This is a genomic window from Dokdonia sp. Asnod1-B02 (genome assembly GCF_045063955.1).
Taxonomy (GTDB): domain Bacteria; phylum Bacteroidota; class Bacteroidia; order Flavobacteriales; family Flavobacteriaceae; genus Dokdonia.
In genome coordinates this window covers 1,922,417-1,942,814 of the sequence record NZ_JBEFNW010000002.1, presented here as the reverse complement: position 1 = coordinate 1,942,814, position 20,398 = coordinate 1,922,417, and the positions used below count along the sequence as shown (strand labels likewise).

Genomic DNA, 20,398 nt, shown 5'->3' with positions numbered 1-20,398 from the left:
GTGAAAGGCTGCGTTTTAAGTATGTTTAAATAGTCTTATCTTTTAAATAATCTACTTACTAAAGAAAGTAAGAAGAGTACAATAAAAATGAAGAATAATATTTTTGCAATGCTTTCTGCACCTTCTGCGATTCCTCCAAATCCAAATACTGCTGCGATGATTGCAATGATGATAAAAATAACTGTCCAGCGTAACATAATATATTGTTTTTATTGATTAGTATGATGTAAAAGTATCTAGATATACCGTTTTATTTTTATGCTTTAGCAGCTTTTAACTAGGATCTGTTAACGATACGCCAATAATAATAGCAAACATTGGTTTTTGCTTAAAATATTAACATCCTACATCATCGTATAAAAACAAAGCCCCTAACTGCATGACGTAGTTTGGGGCTTTTAATTTTTTTATCCTTGTCTTAATAGTCTAGTAACTCTTGAAGTCTGGTAGCTAATCGCTCTACAGGTAAATACTGTTTCTCAAGTTCCACATCAAAAGGAATGGGAGTATCTAAACTCGCTACTCGCCTCACTGGTGCATCTAGGCTTTCAAAACATTCTTCCATAATCATTGCCGAAATATCAGACATTACAGATCCAAAGGCGCTGTCTTCTGTAAGTAGTAACACTCTTCCCGTTTTACGTACAGAAGTAATAATAGCTTCCTTATCCAACGGCTGTAAAGTGCGTAGATCTATCAAATCTGCAGAGACATTCATACTATCAAGCAACTCAATTGCCCAGTGTACGCCTGCGCCATAGGTGATAATAGTAAGCCTCTCGCCTTCTCTTATTAATGAAGCTTTACCTAGCGGTAATGTGTAGTAGTTAGTTGGCACCTCTTGACGGATGCTGCGATATAGTTTTTTATGTTCAAAAAACAGGACTGGATTAGGATCTTCTATCGCAGTCGCTAGTAATCCTTTTGCATCTGCAGGAAACGCTGGATATACCACTTTTAATCCTGGTGTATGCGTAAACCATGCTTCATTAGTTTGCGAGTGAAAAGGTCCCGCCCCCACACCAGCACCACAAGGCATACGTATCACCACATCTGCTGGTTGTGACCAGCGATAATGTGATTTTGCAAGGTAGTTTACAATAGGATTAAAGCCAGAAGTTGCAAAATCTGAGAATTGCATTTCCATCAGCGCTTTTTTACCATTGATAGCAAGACCCATAGCTGTTTCTACAATGGCGCTTTCACATATAGGAGTATTGCGCACACGATCACGACCAAACTGCTCCACAAAACCATCTGTGATTTTAAAAACACCTCCATACTCGGCTACATCTTGTCCCATAATCACAAGATCATCATACTTCTCCATAGACTGTCTCAGTCCTTGAGAAATGGCATCAACCAATCGAAGCTCTTCTGTGTCTTTGCTAGGCACGCTTTCGCGAAAGCTAAACGGTGCATACACATCTGCTATTTCTGTTTCTAGATTAGGAGCAATATTCTTCTCTGCATATGCTTTATCTAGGTGTTCTGTGATTTCTTCTTTGATAGAAAGCTCGTAAGAATCTTTTGTCTCTTGAGAAAGAATTTCTTCTTGCATCAAGTACTTTTCAAAATTAAGTAAAGGGTCTTTTTCTCCCCATGCTTCCATAAGGTCTTCAGGTACATACTTGGTACCACTTGCTTCCTCATGACCTCGCATTCTAAAGGTTTTAAACTCTATTAAAACTGGTTGCGGATTGTTACGTATATCTTCTGTAATTTCTGAAATCTTAGTGTAAACCTCTAGAATGTTATTCCCATCAATGATGTGAGATTCCATCCCATAGCCTTTTGCTCTATCTGCAAGATGCTCACAGTTATATTGCTCCGTTGTAGGTGTAGATAATCCATAACCGTTATTCTCTATGCAGAATAGTACAGGTAACTGCCATACAGAAGCCACATTGAGAGCCTCATGAAAATCTCCCTCACTTGTACCTCCTTCCCCAGTAAAAACGGCGGTTACTGCTTTCTCATTGCGCAATTTATGTGCAAGAGCAATACCATCTGCCACGCCGAGTTGTGGCCCTAAGTGTGAGATCATACCTACTATATTAAACTCTTGTGTACCAAAGTGAAAACTACGATCGCGTCCCTTTGTAAAGCCGCTCATTTTACCTTGCCACTGTGTAAATAGCCTATACAAAGGAATCTCACGAGTGGTAAAAACACCGAGGTTACGGTGCATAGGTAATATGTACTCTTCTGGCTTCATCGCAGCAGTAACTCCTACGGAGATTGCTTCTTGCCCTATTCCAGAAAACCATTTTGACACTTTTCCTTGTCTTAGTAAAATAAGCATGCGCTCCTCTATTAATCGAGGTTTAAGCATTGCTCTATATAGTCTAAGTAAGGTATCGTTATCTAAAGATGCTCTATTGTAAATAAAGGGTATGCTAGATTTTGTTGTAGTCGCCATTAGGTTGTTGTCTATTACCTCAAATGTAGCGAATTATAAGAACGAAAACGATATCGCGATTTTAATTTGATTTCGTTTCTAATTTACTGTTACCTCTATTGCATAAAATAGCCCATTATGATACGAGTACCATAATGGGCTATTAGTCTATATTCAAAAAATTCTCCTATTCAGGTGCTACGTATTCTTTATGAGTAAGTATCCATAGTTCAACTTCCTCATCATCGCGCCAGTGTTGGTCACGTTTTGTCTCTTCAGAGGCTTTTCTAACTTTCTTCTTCAAACATTTTTCTAATTGGAACCTTCCGCCTTTTTCAAGCTCTTGCTCTATAGGGTGCGTGTCAATGAGGTGTGTGATTTTTGCAAGGTTTGAAAATATGAGTACTAATTTTCCGTCTGGCAATAATGCCTCTTTTGCCTTAGCAAAAAATGTTGGGAAAAGATCTTCATTGTAATACATTGCCTCATCAATATTCTCAAGCTTTTGAGAAGATGGCAACCACGGCGGATTAAAAACAATAAGCTCAGTAGGCTTATTAAATTTACCAAAATACGGCGCATAATCCAGCTCAATCTTACGAGAGAGCTTTGTGTCTCCCATAGATTCTTTTAATCCTATAATTGCATTAGGATTTGTATCTGTACCAAATACTTTTTGAAAACCAGACTGTACCATCTGCAATGATAATACACCACTGCCTATACCTACATCAATAGCCGTTTTCTTAGGTCCTTCATAACGCTTCAACCAGTTATCAAAAAGCTTGAGGTGATCAAAACGCGTAGGGAAATATGTTCCATAATATGGATGCACTTTATTACGCAACACAGGGATTACAATTCCATTTTTATACCACTGCCATGCACTATTAAGTCCTTGAACTTGAGGAAACGTAAGTAAAAAGTCTTCTGTTTCTGGATATAACTTTGCAAACCAACCTATAGAAGGTGCTTTTTTTACAGCAAGCGCATGATTAACCACTTCTATCACAATAAAATTTGACATTCTGTGATACGCTTCACGGTTCGCACGCTGCTCTTCAAAAGAATCATTAGGCATTGTTCTGTCTAAGTGAACTTTGAGTGCTCTAAGTAGCGTCAATCCATCACTATAAAATGCAGAAATTAAAACCTCCTTACCTTGCTCTAGTAACCTAATGGTGCGTTTTACATCTGTATCACGCTCAAAAGTACCTCTTCTCTTTTCAGAAGTAATAGGAGTCGGTCTATGTAATGGTATGTCTGTACTCATGCTGTTATGTCGTTTAGTATTGGGATTGGAACTCTATAATTATAAGTTGTAGAGAACATCCCATAATCAATTATTGCAGTGCGCGAAGATATAAACTGCTTCTTAAAGGTACGCTATTAAAACCGATCGATATAAGGTGATATATAAAGTAATTGAAGTATTTAAGGATGACTATAATAATGTTACCGCTTTCGCGAAAATGTGAGTAAAACAGCCCATTTCTTTATAATAAATGACATAGTTAATAATCTCAACCTATACGCTATTTTTCTACTTTTGTGAGATGGTTATAATTATAGGAGCTGGATTATCAGGATTACTTACCGCATATCGGTTACAAGAACAAGGGATTCCCTACACCATTCTCGAGGCGAGATCTCGCATAGGAGGAAGAATAAACACACTTTACAATGAGCATCAAGCTCCCGTAGAAATGGGCGCAACCTGGTTTGGAGATTATCATACAGAAGTGGTTCGACTTTTAGAAGAGTTAGACATTCCTAAATTTAAACAGCACATGGATGCAACTGTTTTTTATGAGCCTGTGGGAAGCAATGGAGCACAGCAAGTAGAAATCCCACCACAAGCCGCAAGTTATAGAGTAGCCGGCGGAACATCTGCCTTAATCAATGCGATTTATGATAAGCTAGATAGCACAAATGTATTACTGAATCAATCTGTAAAATCCATTAGCTACATAAATGACAAAGTACAAGTTTTAAGTAAGGACACCTTTGAAGGAGGTGTAGTCGTTCTGGCACTACCGCCTAAACTTTGGGGTTCTCAAATTAGTTTTGAACCACAATTATCAGATAACTTAAAAGAACTTTCATTACAAACCCACACTTGGATGGAAGACTCCATAAAAGTGGCGATTACCTATCCTTCACCTTTCTGGAAAGAAGAGCAAAAGCCTAGTACGCTCTTTAGCAACATAGGACCTGTAACTGAATTTTACAACCATGAAAATGTAGAAAAAACAAGCTTTGCCCTTTGCGGTTTTATGAACGCCTCTTATAGCAAACTGAGTAGTGATGATCGTCAAAAGCTTGTTATAAATCAGCTGGTGAGTGTTTTTGGTAAAGGTGCTCAAGAGTATACAGCATATCATGAATGCTTATGGAGCAAAGAGCCACAAACTCATGTAGTATCTGAGAGTCCATTATTCCCGCATCAAAACAATGGTAATCCGTTGTTTCGTGAATCTCTATGGGATAACCGTTTATTTATCTCAAGTTCAGAAAGTGCTAAAGAGTTTCCAGGATATATGGATGGTGCAATTTCATCGGCAAATGAAACTGCTACCAAAATCATAAAAAGATTAAGCTTATAATCACCTGCCTGTTCGTCTTAGATAATTACACTAGAAAATAAAGAGCAAAAAAAATGCGACTTCCCTAAGGAAGTCGCATTTTTTTTAGTCAGTCGTACTTTATTAATGTACGGCTACTTTATTTAAAGCGTCTGCAATGATTGTTTCACCTTTAATAATTTCAAATGTTGACTTATTAGCTACATCATCATTTAATGTACGCACTAAAGTTTGTGCAACGTCATTACGGCTTATCTCACCTCTTTTATTAAGTTTTTCGGCAAGCTCGATTTTATTTGTTAGTTCGTTATCTGTAAGACTTCCAGGTCTTACAATAGCATAATTCAATCCACTATCTTTCAGATATTCATCTGCATTATGCTTTGCTTTCAAGTAATCTTGTAAATCTTCGGCTTCAGATGGATTATCTGCTCCCATGGAGCTTAACATCACAAATTTTCTGATGTTGTTCTTCTTTGAAGCATCTACAAGACGTTTTGCACCCTCTTGATCCACTTCTACAACTTTCTTTCCTCCAGAACCTGCAGCAAATAATACTTTATCTATGTTGGTGTTAAATACGTGTGACACATCTTCTTCAAGATCCCCCATTACCGTATCAACTCCTTGTGATTCGAAGAAGCTCTTTTGCTCTTCTTTCCTCACCATTGCAATCGGATTGAAATATTGAGATTCTTTTAATAAGTTAACTATTTTTTTTCCTGTGGTGCCATGTGCACCGGCTACTAATATCTGTTCCATGACCTCAAGGTACGGGCTTACCGCATCTTTTGAAAAAAATGGGACTCAGTTTAACTATGATTTAATAGTAATACGACAATATTTAAGTTATTCATTAAAGTTATTAACACTATGAGGAAACTTTTAAGAGTGCGCTTTCGCGAAAGCGTAACCCTAAAAAATCACGTCTTCACCCCTATTAACTACTGATAAAACCTATAGAAAATTCTTATCTTCGTAACACAACCCTAAAGAAGGAAAAGATGAATAATATACCAAGTGTAGATCTCGCAGATTTTTTAAGTGAAGATCCTAATCGTAAAGCAAAATTTGTTCAAGAAATAGGTTCTGCATATGAAGACATAGGATTTGTATCACTGAAGAATCACTTTCTAGATGACCAACTTGTAGACGGATTATATAAGAATGTGAAAGGCTTTTTTGCCCTTCCTGAAGATACTAAGAAAAAATACGAAATAGAAGGTGGTGGTGGCCAGCGTGGTTACATTTCTTTTGGTAAAGAACATGCAAAAGGAAAGAAAGAAGGAGATTTAAAAGAATTTTGGCATTTTGGACAAGAAGCAGACGAAGACGCAAACCTTGCCGAAGCATATCCAGAAAACATTGAAGTAGCAGAATTACCTGAGTTCAATGAAAAAGGTATGGAAGCATATCGCATGCTTGAAAAAACAGGTATTTATGTACTTAGAGCACTTGCATTATATATAGGACTTGATGAGTTTTATTTTGATCACTGGGCAAATAATGGAAATAGCATCTTGCGCCCTATTCATTACCCACCTATCAGTGAAGAGCCTAAAGGAGCGGTACGTGCAGGAGCGCACGGAGACATTAACCTGATTACGTTATTAATGGGAGCATCTGCTGGAGGTCTTCAAGTATTACGTAAAGATGGAGAGTGGATAGACGCTATCCCTAACGAAGATGAGCTTGTGATTAATGTAGGTGACATGCTAGAGCGCCATACTAATAATAAGTTACGTTCTACCATACACCGTGTGATTAATCCACCTAAAGAAGAATGGGGAACGGCTCGTTACAGCATTCCTTTCTTTATGCACCCACGATCAGATATGAAACTTAACTGTCTTGATGAGTGTGTAAATGAAGAGCACCCTAAAGCATTTGAGGATATTACAGCTGGAGAGTTTTTACACCAGCGCCTTGTAGAAATAGGATTGATTAAAGAATAAGTATGGACTTAGGCGATCAATTAAAGAATCTTTTTCCAGATCACACTCCGGAAAAAGATCCTATAGAAAATCTTGACATAGAAGATACGCTCTGGATTCAAAATGACCCACTCATTTGTAAATATGAGAAACGCAAAGGCAAACCCATTACAATAATTGAAGGTTATACTGGAGAAACATCAGACTTCAAAATCCTTGCTAAAGAGATTAAGGTCTTACTAGGTGTAGGAGGAAGTTTTAAAAATGAAAGTATTATCATTCAAGGCGATTACAGAGATCGCATCATGAGCTTTTTAAAAGAAAAAGGCTTCAAAACAAAACGTGTAGGCGGCTAGTACATCTATTATTTAACCTGTTGCCATTTTAAAATATCCCTCCGTATTATGAAGAAAACGTTACACGTTACTAATGGTGACAGTCTTAATGACCGCCTATTAACTATGAAAATAGAAGGTGATTATGCAGTATGGAGAGAAATGCTTTGTGAGGGAAAAACCATAGTAGATCTTACGAGTAGCGCTTTTAGAAAAACACGTGTTGATTTTTTTAAAAACAACTACCCTGACCAAGCAGGAGATTATGATGAGAAATTTGGTAGTCAGCTAGCGATTATTGCAGATGCTCATCAATATGAAGAGATTGTATTGTGGTTTGAATATGATCTTTACTGCCATATTAATATGCTCGCCTGCATAAGTTTCATAAAATCTCGTGGATATAAAGGAAACGTTTATCTAGTATGCAGTGGCAGAGTATCTGGTGAAAAGGATTTATTTGCGCTCTCTCAATTATCTGAAATGCAATTACTAAGTCATTATAATGATAAAGTGCTACTCAATAATCACGACCTTTTTATTGCAGATGACTTATGGAGACTATATTGTGGTAAAGACCCTCTTAAGTTGGATCCAAAAAGAGCCAAAGATTCTAATTTCACCTATCTATCTAATTGTATAAGCGCTCATAAAGAACGTTTTCCTAGCGCAATTACAGGTCTCAATACGTTAGAGACAAATATGCTTAGACTCATAAGAAAATACGATATTAAAACACCACATCAATTATGTGGTTATATGCTCAATTACCAAGGTTACTATGGCTACGGTGATATACAAATCAAAAAAATGATAACTCGCATGTCTCCATTTTTTACGGACATAGAAGGTCGTCTTACTCTCACAGAGAAAGCAAATAACATTCTAGACAATTCATACAATGTTTTTAAGGAAATAAAGTACCCCTGCACATTAGGAGGTGCATCAAAGTATGAATATGTTTACAACAACGATAACCACCAACTTACAAAAGCTTAATACATGGCAATAGCACCATCAGAACTTATACTTAATCCAGACGGTAGTATTTACCACCTAAATTTAAGACCAGAACACCTAGCATCTACCATAATAACTGTAGGAGATCCTGACCGTGTAGATACGGTGACAAAATATTTTGACAGTGTGCGTTTTATCACGCAAAAGCGCGAATTCAAAACAAGCACCGGAACTTATAAAGGAAAAGAAATCACTGTTATTTCTACAGGTATAGGAACAGATAATATTGATATCGTACTTAATGAACTTGATGCGCTGGTAAATATTAATCTTGAGACTAGAGAAATCAACGAGGTACACACTAGCCTAGATATTGTACGTATAGGTACAAGTGGCTCTATCCAATCAGATATTCCTGTAAACTCTTTCTTAATGAGCCGCTATGCGATAGGACTAGATGCCCTACTCCACTTTTATGATAGTAAACACGTACAGCATCCAGCAATTCAAAAAGCTTTTATAGAGCACATGTCATGGGCACCAGAAAAAAGTGATCCTTATGTAGTGGCTTGCGATGAGCAACTTGCAGATAAATTTGCTTCAGATAAAATGGTCGATGGATTTACTGCTACAAATATTGGATTCTATGGGCCGCAAGGAAGAGTGTTAAGACTTAAAACAACTGACGCTACCATGAATGACAAATTGGGAACTTTTTGCTTTCGCGAAAGCGCAACTAGCAAAGAACTTAAGGTTACTAATCTAGAGATGGAAACTTCTGGAATCTATGGCCTTGCAAAATTACTAGGACACCGTGCCGTGTCTCTTAATTGTATTATTGCCAATAGAGCCAATATGACGTTTAGTGAGCAACCTACAGAGCAGACCGAAGCTCTTATCCAATATACACTTGACGCGATTACTAAAGATTAATACGCTTTAGGTCAATATCATTTACTTTAAGAGGAGCATTTATTGCTCCTCTTTTAACATAGACTTAATCCTTTCAGGGGTAGTGCTTTTGTACATTTGAGTAAATACCCTGAGATGATTAAACTTACCGACGAAAATTTTAGACATAGAGATTTAAACTGGCTTAGTTTTAACGAGCGAGTACTTCAAGAAGCTGAGGATGTTGAGAATAATCCGCTGTATGAGCGTCTTAAATTTCTAGCGATATATTCTACTAATCTAGATGAGTTTTTTAGAGTGCGCGTGTCACAATTGCGCCAACTCAAAAGAGTAAAAAAAGAAATTAGAAAGCAATTATCATTGCAACCTAATAAGATTGTAAAGGAGATAAAAGCAACGGTACATGAGCAGCAGCAACGTTTTGGTCACACGTTTAGAAAAGTGATTATCCCAGAACTTGAAAAGCATCACATCCACATACTTACCTCAAAAACCTACACAGACAAGCATAAAATTCTTGCAGATGGCTGGTACACTTCTACCATAAGAGAACATCTTGATGTAAAAAAGGTTGACCTTAAGGCCAAGAATGATATTTTTCTAGAAGATCAGTCACTATACTTTTACGTACTTTTTAAGGATAGCTCAAAGGTGGGATTTGTCACAATCCCTACTCATAAAGTAGATCGTTTTGTACATCTACTTAAAGATAATGGCGAGCACTATCTAACTTTTATAGATGACATTATTCATTATAAAATGGATACTATTTTTCCTGATGAGGAAATACGTGGGATTTTTGAAGTGAAAATCTCTAGAGATGCAGAGTTATATCTAGATGATGAGCTTGACGGTATTCTTGCAGATCGTATTTATGAATCCTTAAAGAGACGCCACAAAGGGCAGCCTACAAGGTTACTTTATGATGCATCTATGGATAAAGATGACGCAAAAAAATTGCGCAAGCTCTTGCGTGTCGGTAAAGTTGATATGATGCCAGGCGGTCGCTATCACAACTTTAATGACTTTTTTGCTTTTCCGGATCCTACTGATAATCCTAGGCTACACTTTAAAAAACAACCATTAATAAAACATAATGCGCTCGAGAAAGCTACAGACTATTTTGAAGTATTAAAAGAACGTGATCATCTCGTACACTTTCCTTTTATGTCTTTTCATTATGTGGAGCGTTTTATAGAGCAGGCCTCAGAGGATAAAGATGTAACAGAAATAAAGATATCCTTGTATCGTGTTGCAAGTGAATCTCCACTTACTTCGGCGCTTCTTAAGGCGTTAGATAATGGTAAAAAGGTGTTCATCTTTATAGAAGCAAAAGCTCGCTTTGACGAAGAGAATAACATCACATGGGGCCGCACTTTTGAAGAAAAAGGAGCCACCGTTATTTATAGCTACCCGCGCATCAAAGTACATTCAAAAATATTACTTGTAAAGCGCAGAGAGGAAGGAAAAAATAGAAGATACATCTACATAGGAACAGGCAACTTTAACGCAAAAACCTCAAAAATCTATGCAGATCATGGATTCTTTTCGGCAGATAAGAAACTGGGCAAAGAATTAAACCGTGTGTTTAAAGTGCTAGAAGGAGACCTCATTGTACCTCGTAACAAGCATTTATTGGTCTCGCCTTTTACCACGCGACGCACTTTTGAAAAGCTCATCAATGACGAGATTGATTTTGCTCAATCTGGAAAACACGCAGAGATCAAGATAAAAATGAATAGCCTTGAGGATAAGGATATGATTAAATTGCTCTATAAAGCGAGTCAAGCCGGAGTAAAAATCACAATGCTTGTGCGCGGCTTTACCGCTCTTATCCCTGGAGTAAAAGGACTGAGCGAGAATATCTATATGATTTCAATTTTAGATAGATATCTCGAGCATGGTCGCATTTACTGGTTTAATCATGATGGCGATGAGCAACTTTTTATGGGCAGTGCAGACTGGATGACTAGAAATTTGGATAGACGTATTGAAGTACTTGTTCCTATTACAGACGCAGATTGTCGCAAGGAGTTGAAAGATATTTTTGACATCCAGCTATCAGATAATGTCAAGGCTCGTATTCAAAATAAAGAAGAGAATAACGCTTTCGCGAAAGCAGAAAAAGAAACACCAAAAATTAGATCACAATATGCTATTTTTGACTATCTAAAAGCGAAGCACAATTAAGCATATGACTACAGTACGAATAGGTGGAGTACCAGAACATTTTAACCTTCCATGGCATCTAGCAATAGAGGATGAAATGTTTGTTGAGCAAGGAGTACATGTACAGTGGATAGATTTTCCAGAAGGTACAGGCGCTATGAATAAAGCTTTACGTGATAACGAGATTGATCTTGCAGTTATTTTAACTGGTGGAATCATTAAAGATATCGCAAATGGTAACCCGTCAAAAATTTTACAAATATTTGTTTCTTCTCCACTGCAATGGGGTGTTCACGTTGCTGGCAGCAGTACATTACAATCTATAGAAGAACTTGAGGACAAAGTATGTGCAATAAGCCGTTATGGCTCTGGATCGCATGTGATGGCTCATGTTCAAGCGGAACAAAGAGGGTGGAATACGGATGAACTCAAATTTAAAGTAATAAACACCTTAGATGGCGCTATTACAGCACTTACAGAAGGTACTGCAGATTATTTTATGTGGGAACACTTTACTACAAAACCTATTGTAGATAAAGGAGTCTTCAAGAGATTAGGTGATTTTCCTACACCTTGGAGTTGCTTTGTAATTGCGGGTAGAGAAGATTTTATTTCTGAACATAGCGAGGCTATTAATATCGTACTAGAAACTATCAATACTGTTTCTGCAGATTTTAAAAATATACCTTCCATAGACCGCACGCTGGCTAATAGATATGAGCAGCAGCTAGAAGATATTCAAAAATGGCTCACGATGACCACTTGGTCTCAAGAGCAAATTACAAACAAAGAAATTGAGCGCATACAATCTCGACTAGCAGATTTAAAAATGATTGAAAATAAGCTTGAAGCGAGTCTCTTTAAAGCAGCGCTATAATATTTACTACATACTAACGCAACCTTTCTCATAGATATGCATCTATAGGGTACAAACTACATATTTTTTCTAATGACCATTTTTTTTAGTGTGATAGCAATCCTTATTGCTATCAATTTCCTGCTATTGCAATTTTCATGTAATGAAGTTACAGATCCTGAAGCAGAGGAAGAAGAAGAATAAAAATTCAACCTTTAAAACAAAACGACGCCGAAAGCAATTAAAACTTTCGGCGTCGTTTTTTTATGTCTTAATCTACCATTTTATAGGAGCTTGTCCTTTACTCAGTAAGATATCATTAACTGCACTAAAATGCTTGTTCCCAAACCAATATCCGCGATTTGCGCTTAGTGGTGAAGGATGCCCAGATAACAGTATAAAATGTTTTGAAGCATCGATTTTCTTTCCTTTCTTCTTTGCAAAACCTCCCCAAAGCAGGAATATGATGTTTTCACGTTTTCGCGAAAGCGTATCTATCACCACATCTGTAAACTGCTCCCAGCCTTGTTTTTGATGTGACCCAGCCTCACCTGCTCGTACCGTAAGCGTTGCATTAAGAAGTAAAACGCCTTGTGCTGCCCATCTATCAAGATTGCCAGATACAGGTGTTTCAATTCCTACGTCTGTCTCTATTTCTTTAAAAATATTTTTAAGTGACGGTGGATGAGCAATTCCATCTTGTACAGAAAAGCATAATCCGTTAGCCTGCCCTGCTCCATGATACGGATCTTGACCTATAATGACCACCTTAACCTTATCAAAGGGACAATGATCAAAAGCCGAAAAGATCTCTTCACCGGGTGGATAACATGTATGTGTATGGTACTCCTGTGTTACAAAATCTGTAAGAGATTTAAAATATGGCTTATCAAATTCTTCCTTAAGTTCTTGCTTCCAGCTTGCTTCTATTTTTACGTGCATTATCCGTATTTTTGTTAAGGAGTTTATTCTTATTATTAGACAACCCAAAGCTATAGAAAAAGAAAATAATTACAAGAGTCGTTTGTGGCTCTATTACGCTTTCGCGAAAGCGAGATCCCTATGATAAAGATCACTAATAAAACATTACAAGATTTAGAGTTTGATACTGTATGTGAGCAAGTCTCAGAGCGCTGTACTACAGATAAAGGTAAGGCAAAGGCACTAGCAATAGAGCCATACCCTACACCTAAGCAGGCAATTTTTGGACTTCATCAAACTAATGAATATCTCTCTTCTCGCACTGCAGATGCTGCGATCCCTAATCATGGTTTTGACAGCCTTGATCATGAAATAAAGTATCTTGCTATTGAAGATAGTACCTTAGAAAAAGGAAGTTTTAAAAAACTTTCTAGTATTTCTGAGACTGTAAATATTCACCTCAAATTCTTTAAGAAATTTGAAGAGCTCTACCCTACTTTATATAATACGGTAAGAGAGACAGAATATACTACAGATATTATAGATACCATCACGCGCATTATTGATAAATACGGTGAGGTACGTGATGATGCAACGCCTACGCTGGGCACATTACGTAGAGCTATAAATCAAACCAAAGGACGAATCAATTCTAGTTTTGCTAGCGCTTTAGGTCAATATGCCGGTTATGGATACCTAGATGATATACGGGAGACTATAGTAGATAACGTGCGCGTGCTTGCTGTTACTGCAATGCACAGACGCAAAGTCAAAGGTTCTATTATGGGAAGCTCAAAGACTGGAAGTATTACCTACATCCAGCCAGAAGCGACATTACAGGCACAAAGGGAACTTAACAACTTAGTTTTTGAAGAAGATGAAGAGGTTAAGCGCATACTCAAAGAGCTTACAAATAGAATGCGACCTTATATTCCGCTTTTTGAAGAATATCAAGAGTTACTCAGTGATATTGATCTGATTGCGGCTAAAATGAAGTACGCCGAAAAGATGAATGGCTTACTGCCTAAAATCACTACAGATCGAGAGCTCACTATAAAAGAAGCCTATCATCCATTATTGCTTTTAAGTAATAATGCGAAAAAAGAAAAAACCTACCCACAAGATATTCATCTAGATCAAGGAAGCCGAATTATTGTGATTTCTGGACCTAACGCAGGTGGAAAGAGTATTACACTTAAAACCGTAGGATTACTTCAATTAATGTTACAAAGTGGGATGCTCATACCTGTACACGAGTATTCACGCATGTGCTTATTTGATAAAATCCTCACAGATATAGGTGACAACCAGAGTATAGAAAATCACTTGAGTACCTACAGTTATCGCCTTAAGAACATGAATTACTTCTTAAAGAAGTGCGATAAAAACACGCTTATCTTAATTGACGAATTTGGTACTGGATCAGATCCAGAGCTGGGTGGTGCACTGGCAGAGACGTTTCTAGAAGTTTTTCACGAGCGTGAGGCCTTTGGAATTATTACCACGCACTACGCAAACCTCAAGATGATGGCAAATGAAACGCCAGAGATTGTAAATGCAAATATGCTTTTTGACGCACGCACGCTGGAGCCACTTTTCAAACTACATATGGGAGAAGCTGGTAGCTCCTTTACTTTTGAGGTAGCACAAAAAAATGGCATCCCCTACTCGCTTATCAATCGCTCTAAGAAGAAGGTAGAGCGCGGCAAAATACGTTTTGACAAGAGTATAGCAAACCTACAAAAGGAACGCAGCAAACTCTCAAAAACAACTAGTTCGCTTAAAGCGAAAGAACTACAAGCGGCAAAAGAAAAAGAACAGCTTGCCGAAATAAATGAGAAAGTACAAAGCAAGCTAGAGGCTTATCAAGAGCTTTACGATAGCAATCAGCGCTTGATTTATCTAGGTACAAAACTAGATGGAATCAGTAAAAAATTCTATCACGATAAGAAAAAGCGCGACCTCATGGACGAGTTTATGAAAATCGTACAGATAGAAAATAGCAAGCGTAAAAAACAAAGTGCTAAACAAGCAAAAGCCGAAAAAGCAAAAGAACGAGCCACTAAAAAGGAGGCCGAAAAACACGTACAAGTAATACGCGAGAAAAAGAAAGAGGCTAAGAAAAAAGAACCAGAAGCTGTAAAACCAAAGGTGACTTTAAAAGAAGGAGATCGCGTGCGCATGTTTGATGGGAAGGCTGTTGGTGTTATTGATAATATAGAAAAAGGTAAAGCCACTGTAGATTACGGAATGTTTACTACAAAAGTTTCTGTGGAGCAACTAGAACTTGTACAACGCAAGAAGAAGAATGCAAAATAAAAAAATCATCCTTTTTGACGGAGTTTGCAACTTGTGCAACGGCGCCATCACTTTTATCATACAACGTGATAAAAATGATGTGTTTAGATATGCGCCTTTGCAAAGCGAAGTGGGTAAAAATCTTGCCAAAAAACACGAGATAGATTTAGATAAAGTAGATTCTATCATCCTTGTTACAGATCAAAGTGCCGTCGCAAAGTCTACGGCAGCACTCCGTATCGCAAAGCAACTTTCTGGTGGGTGGCCATTACTCACAGTATTTTTAATTCTTCCTAGGTTCTTGCGCAATGCTGTGTATGATTTTATAGCCCGCAATCGCTATAAGTGGTTTGGTAAAAAAGATGCTTGCATGATCCCTACTCCTGAGCTTAAAAGTAAGTTTCTGGATTATGAACAGCCACAATAGCTCGTTCACTCATTGAGATGACCCACTCGCTCAATAGCTATTTTATTTCCAATGGTGTACTTATAGATTTGACCAACTATAAAAATCACACCAATGAAAAGAACTACATTATTACTCGCCGTATGTTTGATGAGTTACGCTTTCGCGAAAGCGTCTTCTACCCCACCACAAACTAAAAGTACTAACCTATCAAAAGTAACTGTTTACTTAAGCGGCGCACAAATAGAGCGTACTGCGGATGTTATGGTAACAGAGGGAACAAATAGCTTTCTATTTGAGAACCTCTCAAATGATATTGATGAAAGTAGCATCCAGATTTCTGGCTTAAAAAATGCCTCTATACTCTCTATTAACTTCGGAATTAACTATCTCACAGAACAACTTAATACGAAGAAAGTAGACAGTCTGCGAAGTTTAAAAACAAAACTTGAGACAGATATCCTTAAGCTCAATAGTCTCATGAGTGGTTTACATAAAGAGGAAGAAGTAATAACAGCAAACCAGCGACTAGGAAGCAACACCACAGAAATAGATTTAGCTAAAATCAAAGAACTATCTACCTACTACAGGAAACGAGTAACCGAAATTAAAAATGGCATTCTCGATGCCGAAATTGAAAAAACTAACTTACAGCGTCGTGTGAATGATCTCACGAAGCAATTTAATGAGTTTAATGTCACAGAAGAAAAAAGCAAAGGCCAGATTACTCTAAAACTTAACGGTGAGCAGCGAGAGACTTTAAAACTTAAAATCACCTATAATGTAAGCGAAGCAGGCTGGTATCCAGAATATGACTTAAAAGCAATTGCAACAGATGCACCTTTACAATTATCTTATAAAGCTCATTTATATCAAAAAACAGGAATAGACTGGGATGATGTGAATCTTGTATTATCAACAGGAGATCCTAACACTAATAATCTTAAGCCAACTATTGACACAAAATACTTGCGTTTTGTAAATCGTAATTACCGTAATAATAGTAATGCTACAAAGGCCTACAACTATAAATACAATCCAACTATTAAAACCATCACAGGGATAGTAACTGAAACTAATGGACCGTTACCAGGGGCAAATGTTATCGTAAAAGGAACAACAAACGGGACGCAAACTGACTTTGATGGAAAGTACACACTGCAAGTAAACGAAGGAGAAACGTTACAGTTCTCTTTTGTAGGGTACAATACAACTGAAATTCCCATTCATGCGAGTATTATCAATGCAAACCTAGAAGCAGATAATGCGCTGGAAGAGGTAGTTGTTGTCGCTTATGGAACATCTGGGTCTCAAAGGGGGCAATCACCAAAACCTGCAAAGAAAGAAGATTATACACTTAATGATATTCTTTCAGGGAAAGCTTCAGGTGTGGCTATAAATAACTCATCAGGTTTGGCTGGTGGCTCAACAAATGTTGTAATAAGAGGCTATTCATCTATAAGTTCTAGTAATCCCCCATTATTTATTATTGATGGAGTTCCGTTTAGTTCTCAAAAATCAATTAGAGAAATCAATGATATAGATGCTAGTAACATAAAAGATATAAAAGTACTCAAAGGTCTAAGCGCTACATCGATTTATGGCGCTAAAGCAAAAAATGGAGTGGTAATCATTAAAACCGAGAATGGATTTGAGAACTCAATATTAACAGCCACTGGAGACACCAAAACAGAGGGAATCACCACCACCACTTTTGAAATCAATAAGAAATACTCAATTGACTCCGACGGAGATGTGACAGTTATAGAAATTGACAAGTTTGAGGTGCCAGCAACCTATGAATATTTTGTCGCTCCTGCTATTAATGAAAATGTATTTCTTACCGCTTCTATAAAAGACTGGGTACGTTATAGTTTACTTCCTGGAGAGGCTAATATTTACTTTGAAGGTAGCTTCTCCGGTAAAACATATATCAATCCGCTAGAGACTACAGAGGAGTTATCTGTATCACTTGGTGTAGATCCTAATATTATTGTAAAGCGCAAACAGTTAGATAATTTTAAGTCAACTTCTTTTATTGGTTCGCAACGCATTGTCGATATGGCGTACTCAACAACAGTGAAGAATAATAAAAGTACAGGTATCAATCTAAAGATGGTAGATCGTGTTCCTGTATCTCAAAACAAAGAAATCAAAGTAGATGATATCGAAACCTCTGATGCAACTTATGATAAGGATACAGGTTTGCTTGAATGGATAATAAAGCTTGCACCATCAGATAGTTCTAAAAAGGAGTTTAGTTACGAGCTAAAATATCCAAAACATAAAAGAGTAAATCTTTAAAACCTACAAGAAGGTCTTCGCACTGTACACAACAAATTGCAAATGTATGATTCATTTCACATTTTCGCGAAAGCATGAACACCTATGAATACAGGACATAACAGTGGTTTTTCATTTTTGGCACGCTGATTGCAAACTATCTAACAAGCGCATACCGAAAGACGGTAACGTACAAACCCTAATACTTTTAATATGAAAAAGCTATTACTCGCAGTATTGTTCCTAGGAGGAATGACTGCACAAGCAAACACAGTGACAGATCTCGATCTATCTATAGAAAAAGGGAAACGTTACAATCAACCACAGTCTATCACATTTACAGAACGTGGTGTTGAATTTGAAGTTTTTATAAATGGACATTTTGATTTTGAACGTTCTCAAGGTCGTATCGAAGTTTCTAATAGAGGGCGCAGAGTCTATACGCGTAGCACACCAGGACAAACTAATAGAGTGACCTATGCAAGTACAAATAAAACTTCGGTAAAATACAATCGTAAAGGAGATATCTATCAAGTAGGTCGTAATGATATTAGTTATAACAGAAAAGGTCAAGTAAGTAAGATAGGCACTATCGCTTTAAGATATCAAAATGGAAGACTTACACAAGTAGGTACAAAGAATGTTATTTATAACAGATATGGAGTAATTGTAAAGCTCTCTAATAACCCTCAGTATAACATTAATAAAAGACAGATAACAATTAAAAATAATAAGCGTCTCAGAGGTTAAAAATAATCCCGACGATGACTAAACGATAACTTTGGTTGGTTTTTTAAAGCCTCGGTCTGTTTCATTACAGGCTGGGGTTTTTCTATGGAATAAATTAATCTCTTTTTCTAACGATATTAAGTACTTTATCCATGGCGGTATTAATGTCTTGGGATAACTTAAATACGTAAGAAATTAATAAATATCCAATAGTGATAAGCGAACCTTTTAAGGCAATTGCTATTATAGGATGTATGCTAAAATCCCAAAAATAACAAATACAAAACACACCTATAATCAGCCCAAAAGTCTTAAGCGAATTTTTTGAAAATGGCTGCATCTTGAATTTAGATTTTACTACAAGAAGCTTAGCAACAGAATATCCTACTGTAGCAATAAGCGTAGCAACTCCTGCACCATTAATACCTAATGCTGGAATCAAAATCATATTCAATATGATTGCTACAATCACGGCAACCACACCTATTACTAGCACGATGCGATAATAGTCGCTATTAAAAATGATGGCATTATTGATACCCAGGCAATTATCTAATAATTTTGAAGCACTTATAAAAAGCACCACATACAAGCCAGTGGCATACTCTGGACCCACAATTAAGTACAAGCTTTTAATATTACAGACTATAAGTAAAAACAACAAACCAGAAATTACCAGCAAGCTCAGGCTACTCTTTTTATAGAGCACACGCATCTCACTCCACTGCTTTTTATTGAGCATCTCTGCCACCATAGGATATGTAATCTGGTGCATCGCTCTAGAAGGCACACCAATAACCGTAGCGATATAAATAGCAACGGCATAGTAAGCCACATTCTCTATCGATTCATACTTTCCTATCATAAACTTATCGATGTCTATGAGTAAAGTTGCCACAGAACCTGCGATGATAATAAGTGTTGAATATTTGACAATTGCAGAACGCTGTATATCCAGTTTTGAAGTGGTATTTGCACGCTTTCGCGAAAATGTGATTACCGGCCTACGCTGCTTGAAGGCATACACCATCATGATGATCATTCTTACAATATAAATCGCAACTATAAGAATTATAAAGGTATCTACATTAATAACAGATAGTGCTAGTAAAACGAGTAACAGTGTGACTCCCAAACGATGGAACACTTCCTTAAGAAAATTACCAAATGTACTTTTGAGCTGCACTTTTGACCAAGAGAAGAAAATCTCAAAATATGCCGAAGACAAGGCTATTATGAAAATATACCAAACATACCCAGAAACAATTTCATTTTTTGACGAAAGGAAATCTGCTATTTGTTGATGTAAGAAATAGGTGATTCCCGTAAGAGGTATTATTAAGAATAATGGCAATAACAGCATCCAACTCAAAAAACGATCTTGATCTTCTCCTTCAAAAGATGAGTAAAACTTCACCATCGTATTTTGAACACCAAAAGCTAGAAACGGCACTAAAATAAAAGCTGTAGAAAGAATAAAGCTCACTAAACCATAGTACGTATCGCTCATAAAATTCACGTACAGAAACAACGTATTTACAGCTCCTAGTCCAAAGCCTAAGTAAGTCGTTATAAGATTCTGAAAAGATTGTTTTAATACAATTCCCAC

General features: G+C 37.1%; 17 protein-coding genes. 11 read left to right on the top strand and 6 right to left on the bottom strand.

All coding sequences use genetic code 11. From position 1 onward, the window contains the following. Window positions 1-35 precede the first annotated feature (35 nt). The 3 genes from ACJJVU_RS08865 to ACJJVU_RS08855 all read right to left on the bottom strand — a co-directional run bounded on the left by ACJJVU_RS08865 (window position 36) and on the right by ACJJVU_RS08855 (window position 3,674). Entirely contained in the window at window positions 36-197 is a 162-nt protein-coding gene (locus ACJJVU_RS08865; RefSeq protein ID WP_108878968.1) for a DUF1328 domain-containing protein, read from the bottom strand. A 221-nt stretch (window positions 198-418) separates the two neighbouring features. Continuing rightward, window positions 419-2,422 carry a thiamine pyrophosphate-dependent enzyme gene (locus ACJJVU_RS08860; RefSeq protein WP_405224364.1) on the bottom strand — a complete coding sequence of 668 codons (2,004 nt, stop codon included), beginning with the start codon at window positions 2,420-2,422 and terminating at the stop codon, window positions 419-421. A gap of 166 nt (window positions 2,423-2,588) precedes the next feature. Then, the gene (locus ACJJVU_RS08855) at window positions 2,589-3,674 is read right to left on the bottom strand and encodes a methyltransferase (RefSeq protein ID WP_405224361.1); all 1,086 of its coding nucleotides are present in this window, start codon (window positions 3,672-3,674) and stop codon (window positions 2,589-2,591) included. A gap of 283 nt (window positions 3,675-3,957) precedes the next feature. Here ACJJVU_RS08855 and ACJJVU_RS08850 point away from each other — a divergent pair, with 283 nt between their 5' ends. Continuing rightward, on the top strand, window positions 3,958-5,007 hold the full coding sequence (locus ACJJVU_RS08850; protein WP_405224359.1) for a flavin monoamine oxidase family protein: 1,050 nt from the start codon (window positions 3,958-3,960) through the stop codon (window positions 5,005-5,007). A gap of 102 nt (window positions 5,008-5,109) precedes the next feature. On the opposite strand, the gene ACJJVU_RS08845 is transcribed toward ACJJVU_RS08850, so the two are convergent. Then, on the bottom strand, window positions 5,110-5,748 hold the full coding sequence (locus ACJJVU_RS08845; protein WP_298328016.1) for an SDR family oxidoreductase: 639 nt from the start codon (window positions 5,746-5,748) through the stop codon (window positions 5,110-5,112). A gap of 242 nt (window positions 5,749-5,990) precedes the next feature. Here ACJJVU_RS08845 and ACJJVU_RS08840 point away from each other — a divergent pair, with 242 nt between their 5' ends. From ACJJVU_RS08840 to ACJJVU_RS08815, 6 genes are all read left to right on the top strand, one after another. Next, window positions 5,991-6,941, top strand: coding sequence for an isopenicillin N synthase family oxygenase (locus ACJJVU_RS08840; RefSeq protein WP_013751999.1), 951 nt, complete (start codon window positions 5,991-5,993; stop codon window positions 6,939-6,941). Between the two features lie 2 nt (window positions 6,942-6,943). Then, entirely contained in the window at window positions 6,944-7,276 is a 333-nt protein-coding gene (locus tag ACJJVU_RS08835; protein ID WP_013751998.1) for a translation initiation factor, read from the top strand. Between the two features lie 48 nt (window positions 7,277-7,324). Continuing rightward, window positions 7,325-8,254, top strand: a complete 930-nt coding sequence (locus ACJJVU_RS08830; RefSeq protein ID WP_405224354.1) for a DUF1835 domain-containing protein — start codon at window positions 7,325-7,327, stop codon at window positions 8,252-8,254. Window positions 8,255-8,257: 3 nt separating this feature from the next. Then, window positions 8,258-9,148 (top strand): nucleoside phosphorylase, encoded by an 891-nt coding sequence (locus ACJJVU_RS08825; RefSeq protein WP_405224351.1) that lies wholly within the window; start codon window positions 8,258-8,260, stop codon window positions 9,146-9,148. Window positions 9,149-9,262: 114 nt separating this feature from the next. Next, a complete protein-coding gene (gene ppk1, locus ACJJVU_RS08820; protein WP_405224348.1) occupies window positions 9,263-11,317 on the top strand; it encodes a polyphosphate kinase 1 in 2,055 nt (684 codons plus the stop codon). A gap of 4 nt (window positions 11,318-11,321) precedes the next feature. Then, window positions 11,322-12,173: a substrate-binding domain-containing protein gene (locus ACJJVU_RS08815; protein ID WP_405224345.1), complete on the top strand. Its 852-nt coding sequence runs from the start codon at window positions 11,322-11,324 to the stop codon at window positions 12,171-12,173. A gap of 255 nt (window positions 12,174-12,428) precedes the next feature. Here ACJJVU_RS08815 and ung read toward each other — a convergent pair whose 3' ends face one another. Continuing rightward, window positions 12,429-13,094 carry a uracil-DNA glycosylase gene (gene ung, locus ACJJVU_RS08810; protein WP_298327999.1) on the bottom strand — a complete coding sequence of 222 codons (666 nt, stop codon included), beginning with the start codon at window positions 13,092-13,094 and terminating at the stop codon, window positions 12,429-12,431. A 120-nt stretch (window positions 13,095-13,214) separates the two neighbouring features. On the opposite strand from ung, the gene ACJJVU_RS08805 reads away from it, so the two are divergent. The 4 genes from ACJJVU_RS08805 to ACJJVU_RS08790 all read left to right on the top strand — a co-directional run bounded on the left by ACJJVU_RS08805 (window position 13,215) and on the right by ACJJVU_RS08790 (window position 18,810). After that, the gene (locus ACJJVU_RS08805) at window positions 13,215-15,392 is read left to right on the top strand and encodes an endonuclease MutS2 (protein ID WP_405224340.1); all 2,178 of its coding nucleotides are present in this window, start codon (window positions 13,215-13,217) and stop codon (window positions 15,390-15,392) included. Next, window positions 15,382-15,798 (top strand): thiol-disulfide oxidoreductase DCC family protein, encoded by a 417-nt coding sequence (locus ACJJVU_RS08800; protein ID WP_405224337.1) that lies wholly within the window; start codon window positions 15,382-15,384, stop codon window positions 15,796-15,798. Before ACJJVU_RS08805 ends, ACJJVU_RS08800 begins: the two co-directional genes overlap by 11 nt. A 93-nt stretch (window positions 15,799-15,891) precedes the next feature. Beyond that, the gene (locus tag ACJJVU_RS08795; RefSeq protein WP_405224334.1) at window positions 15,892-18,081 is read left to right on the top strand and encodes a mucoidy inhibitor MuiA family protein; all 2,190 of its coding nucleotides are present in this window, start codon (window positions 15,892-15,894) and stop codon (window positions 18,079-18,081) included. A 192-nt stretch (window positions 18,082-18,273) separates the two neighbouring features. Further along, on the top strand, window positions 18,274-18,810 hold the full coding sequence (locus ACJJVU_RS08790; RefSeq protein WP_405224331.1) for a hypothetical protein: 537 nt from the start codon (window positions 18,274-18,276) through the stop codon (window positions 18,808-18,810). Between the two features lie 94 nt (window positions 18,811-18,904). Here ACJJVU_RS08790 and ACJJVU_RS08785 read toward each other — a convergent pair whose 3' ends face one another. Continuing rightward, entirely contained in the window at window positions 18,905-20,398 is a 1,494-nt protein-coding gene (locus ACJJVU_RS08785; RefSeq protein WP_405224328.1) for a lipopolysaccharide biosynthesis protein, read from the bottom strand.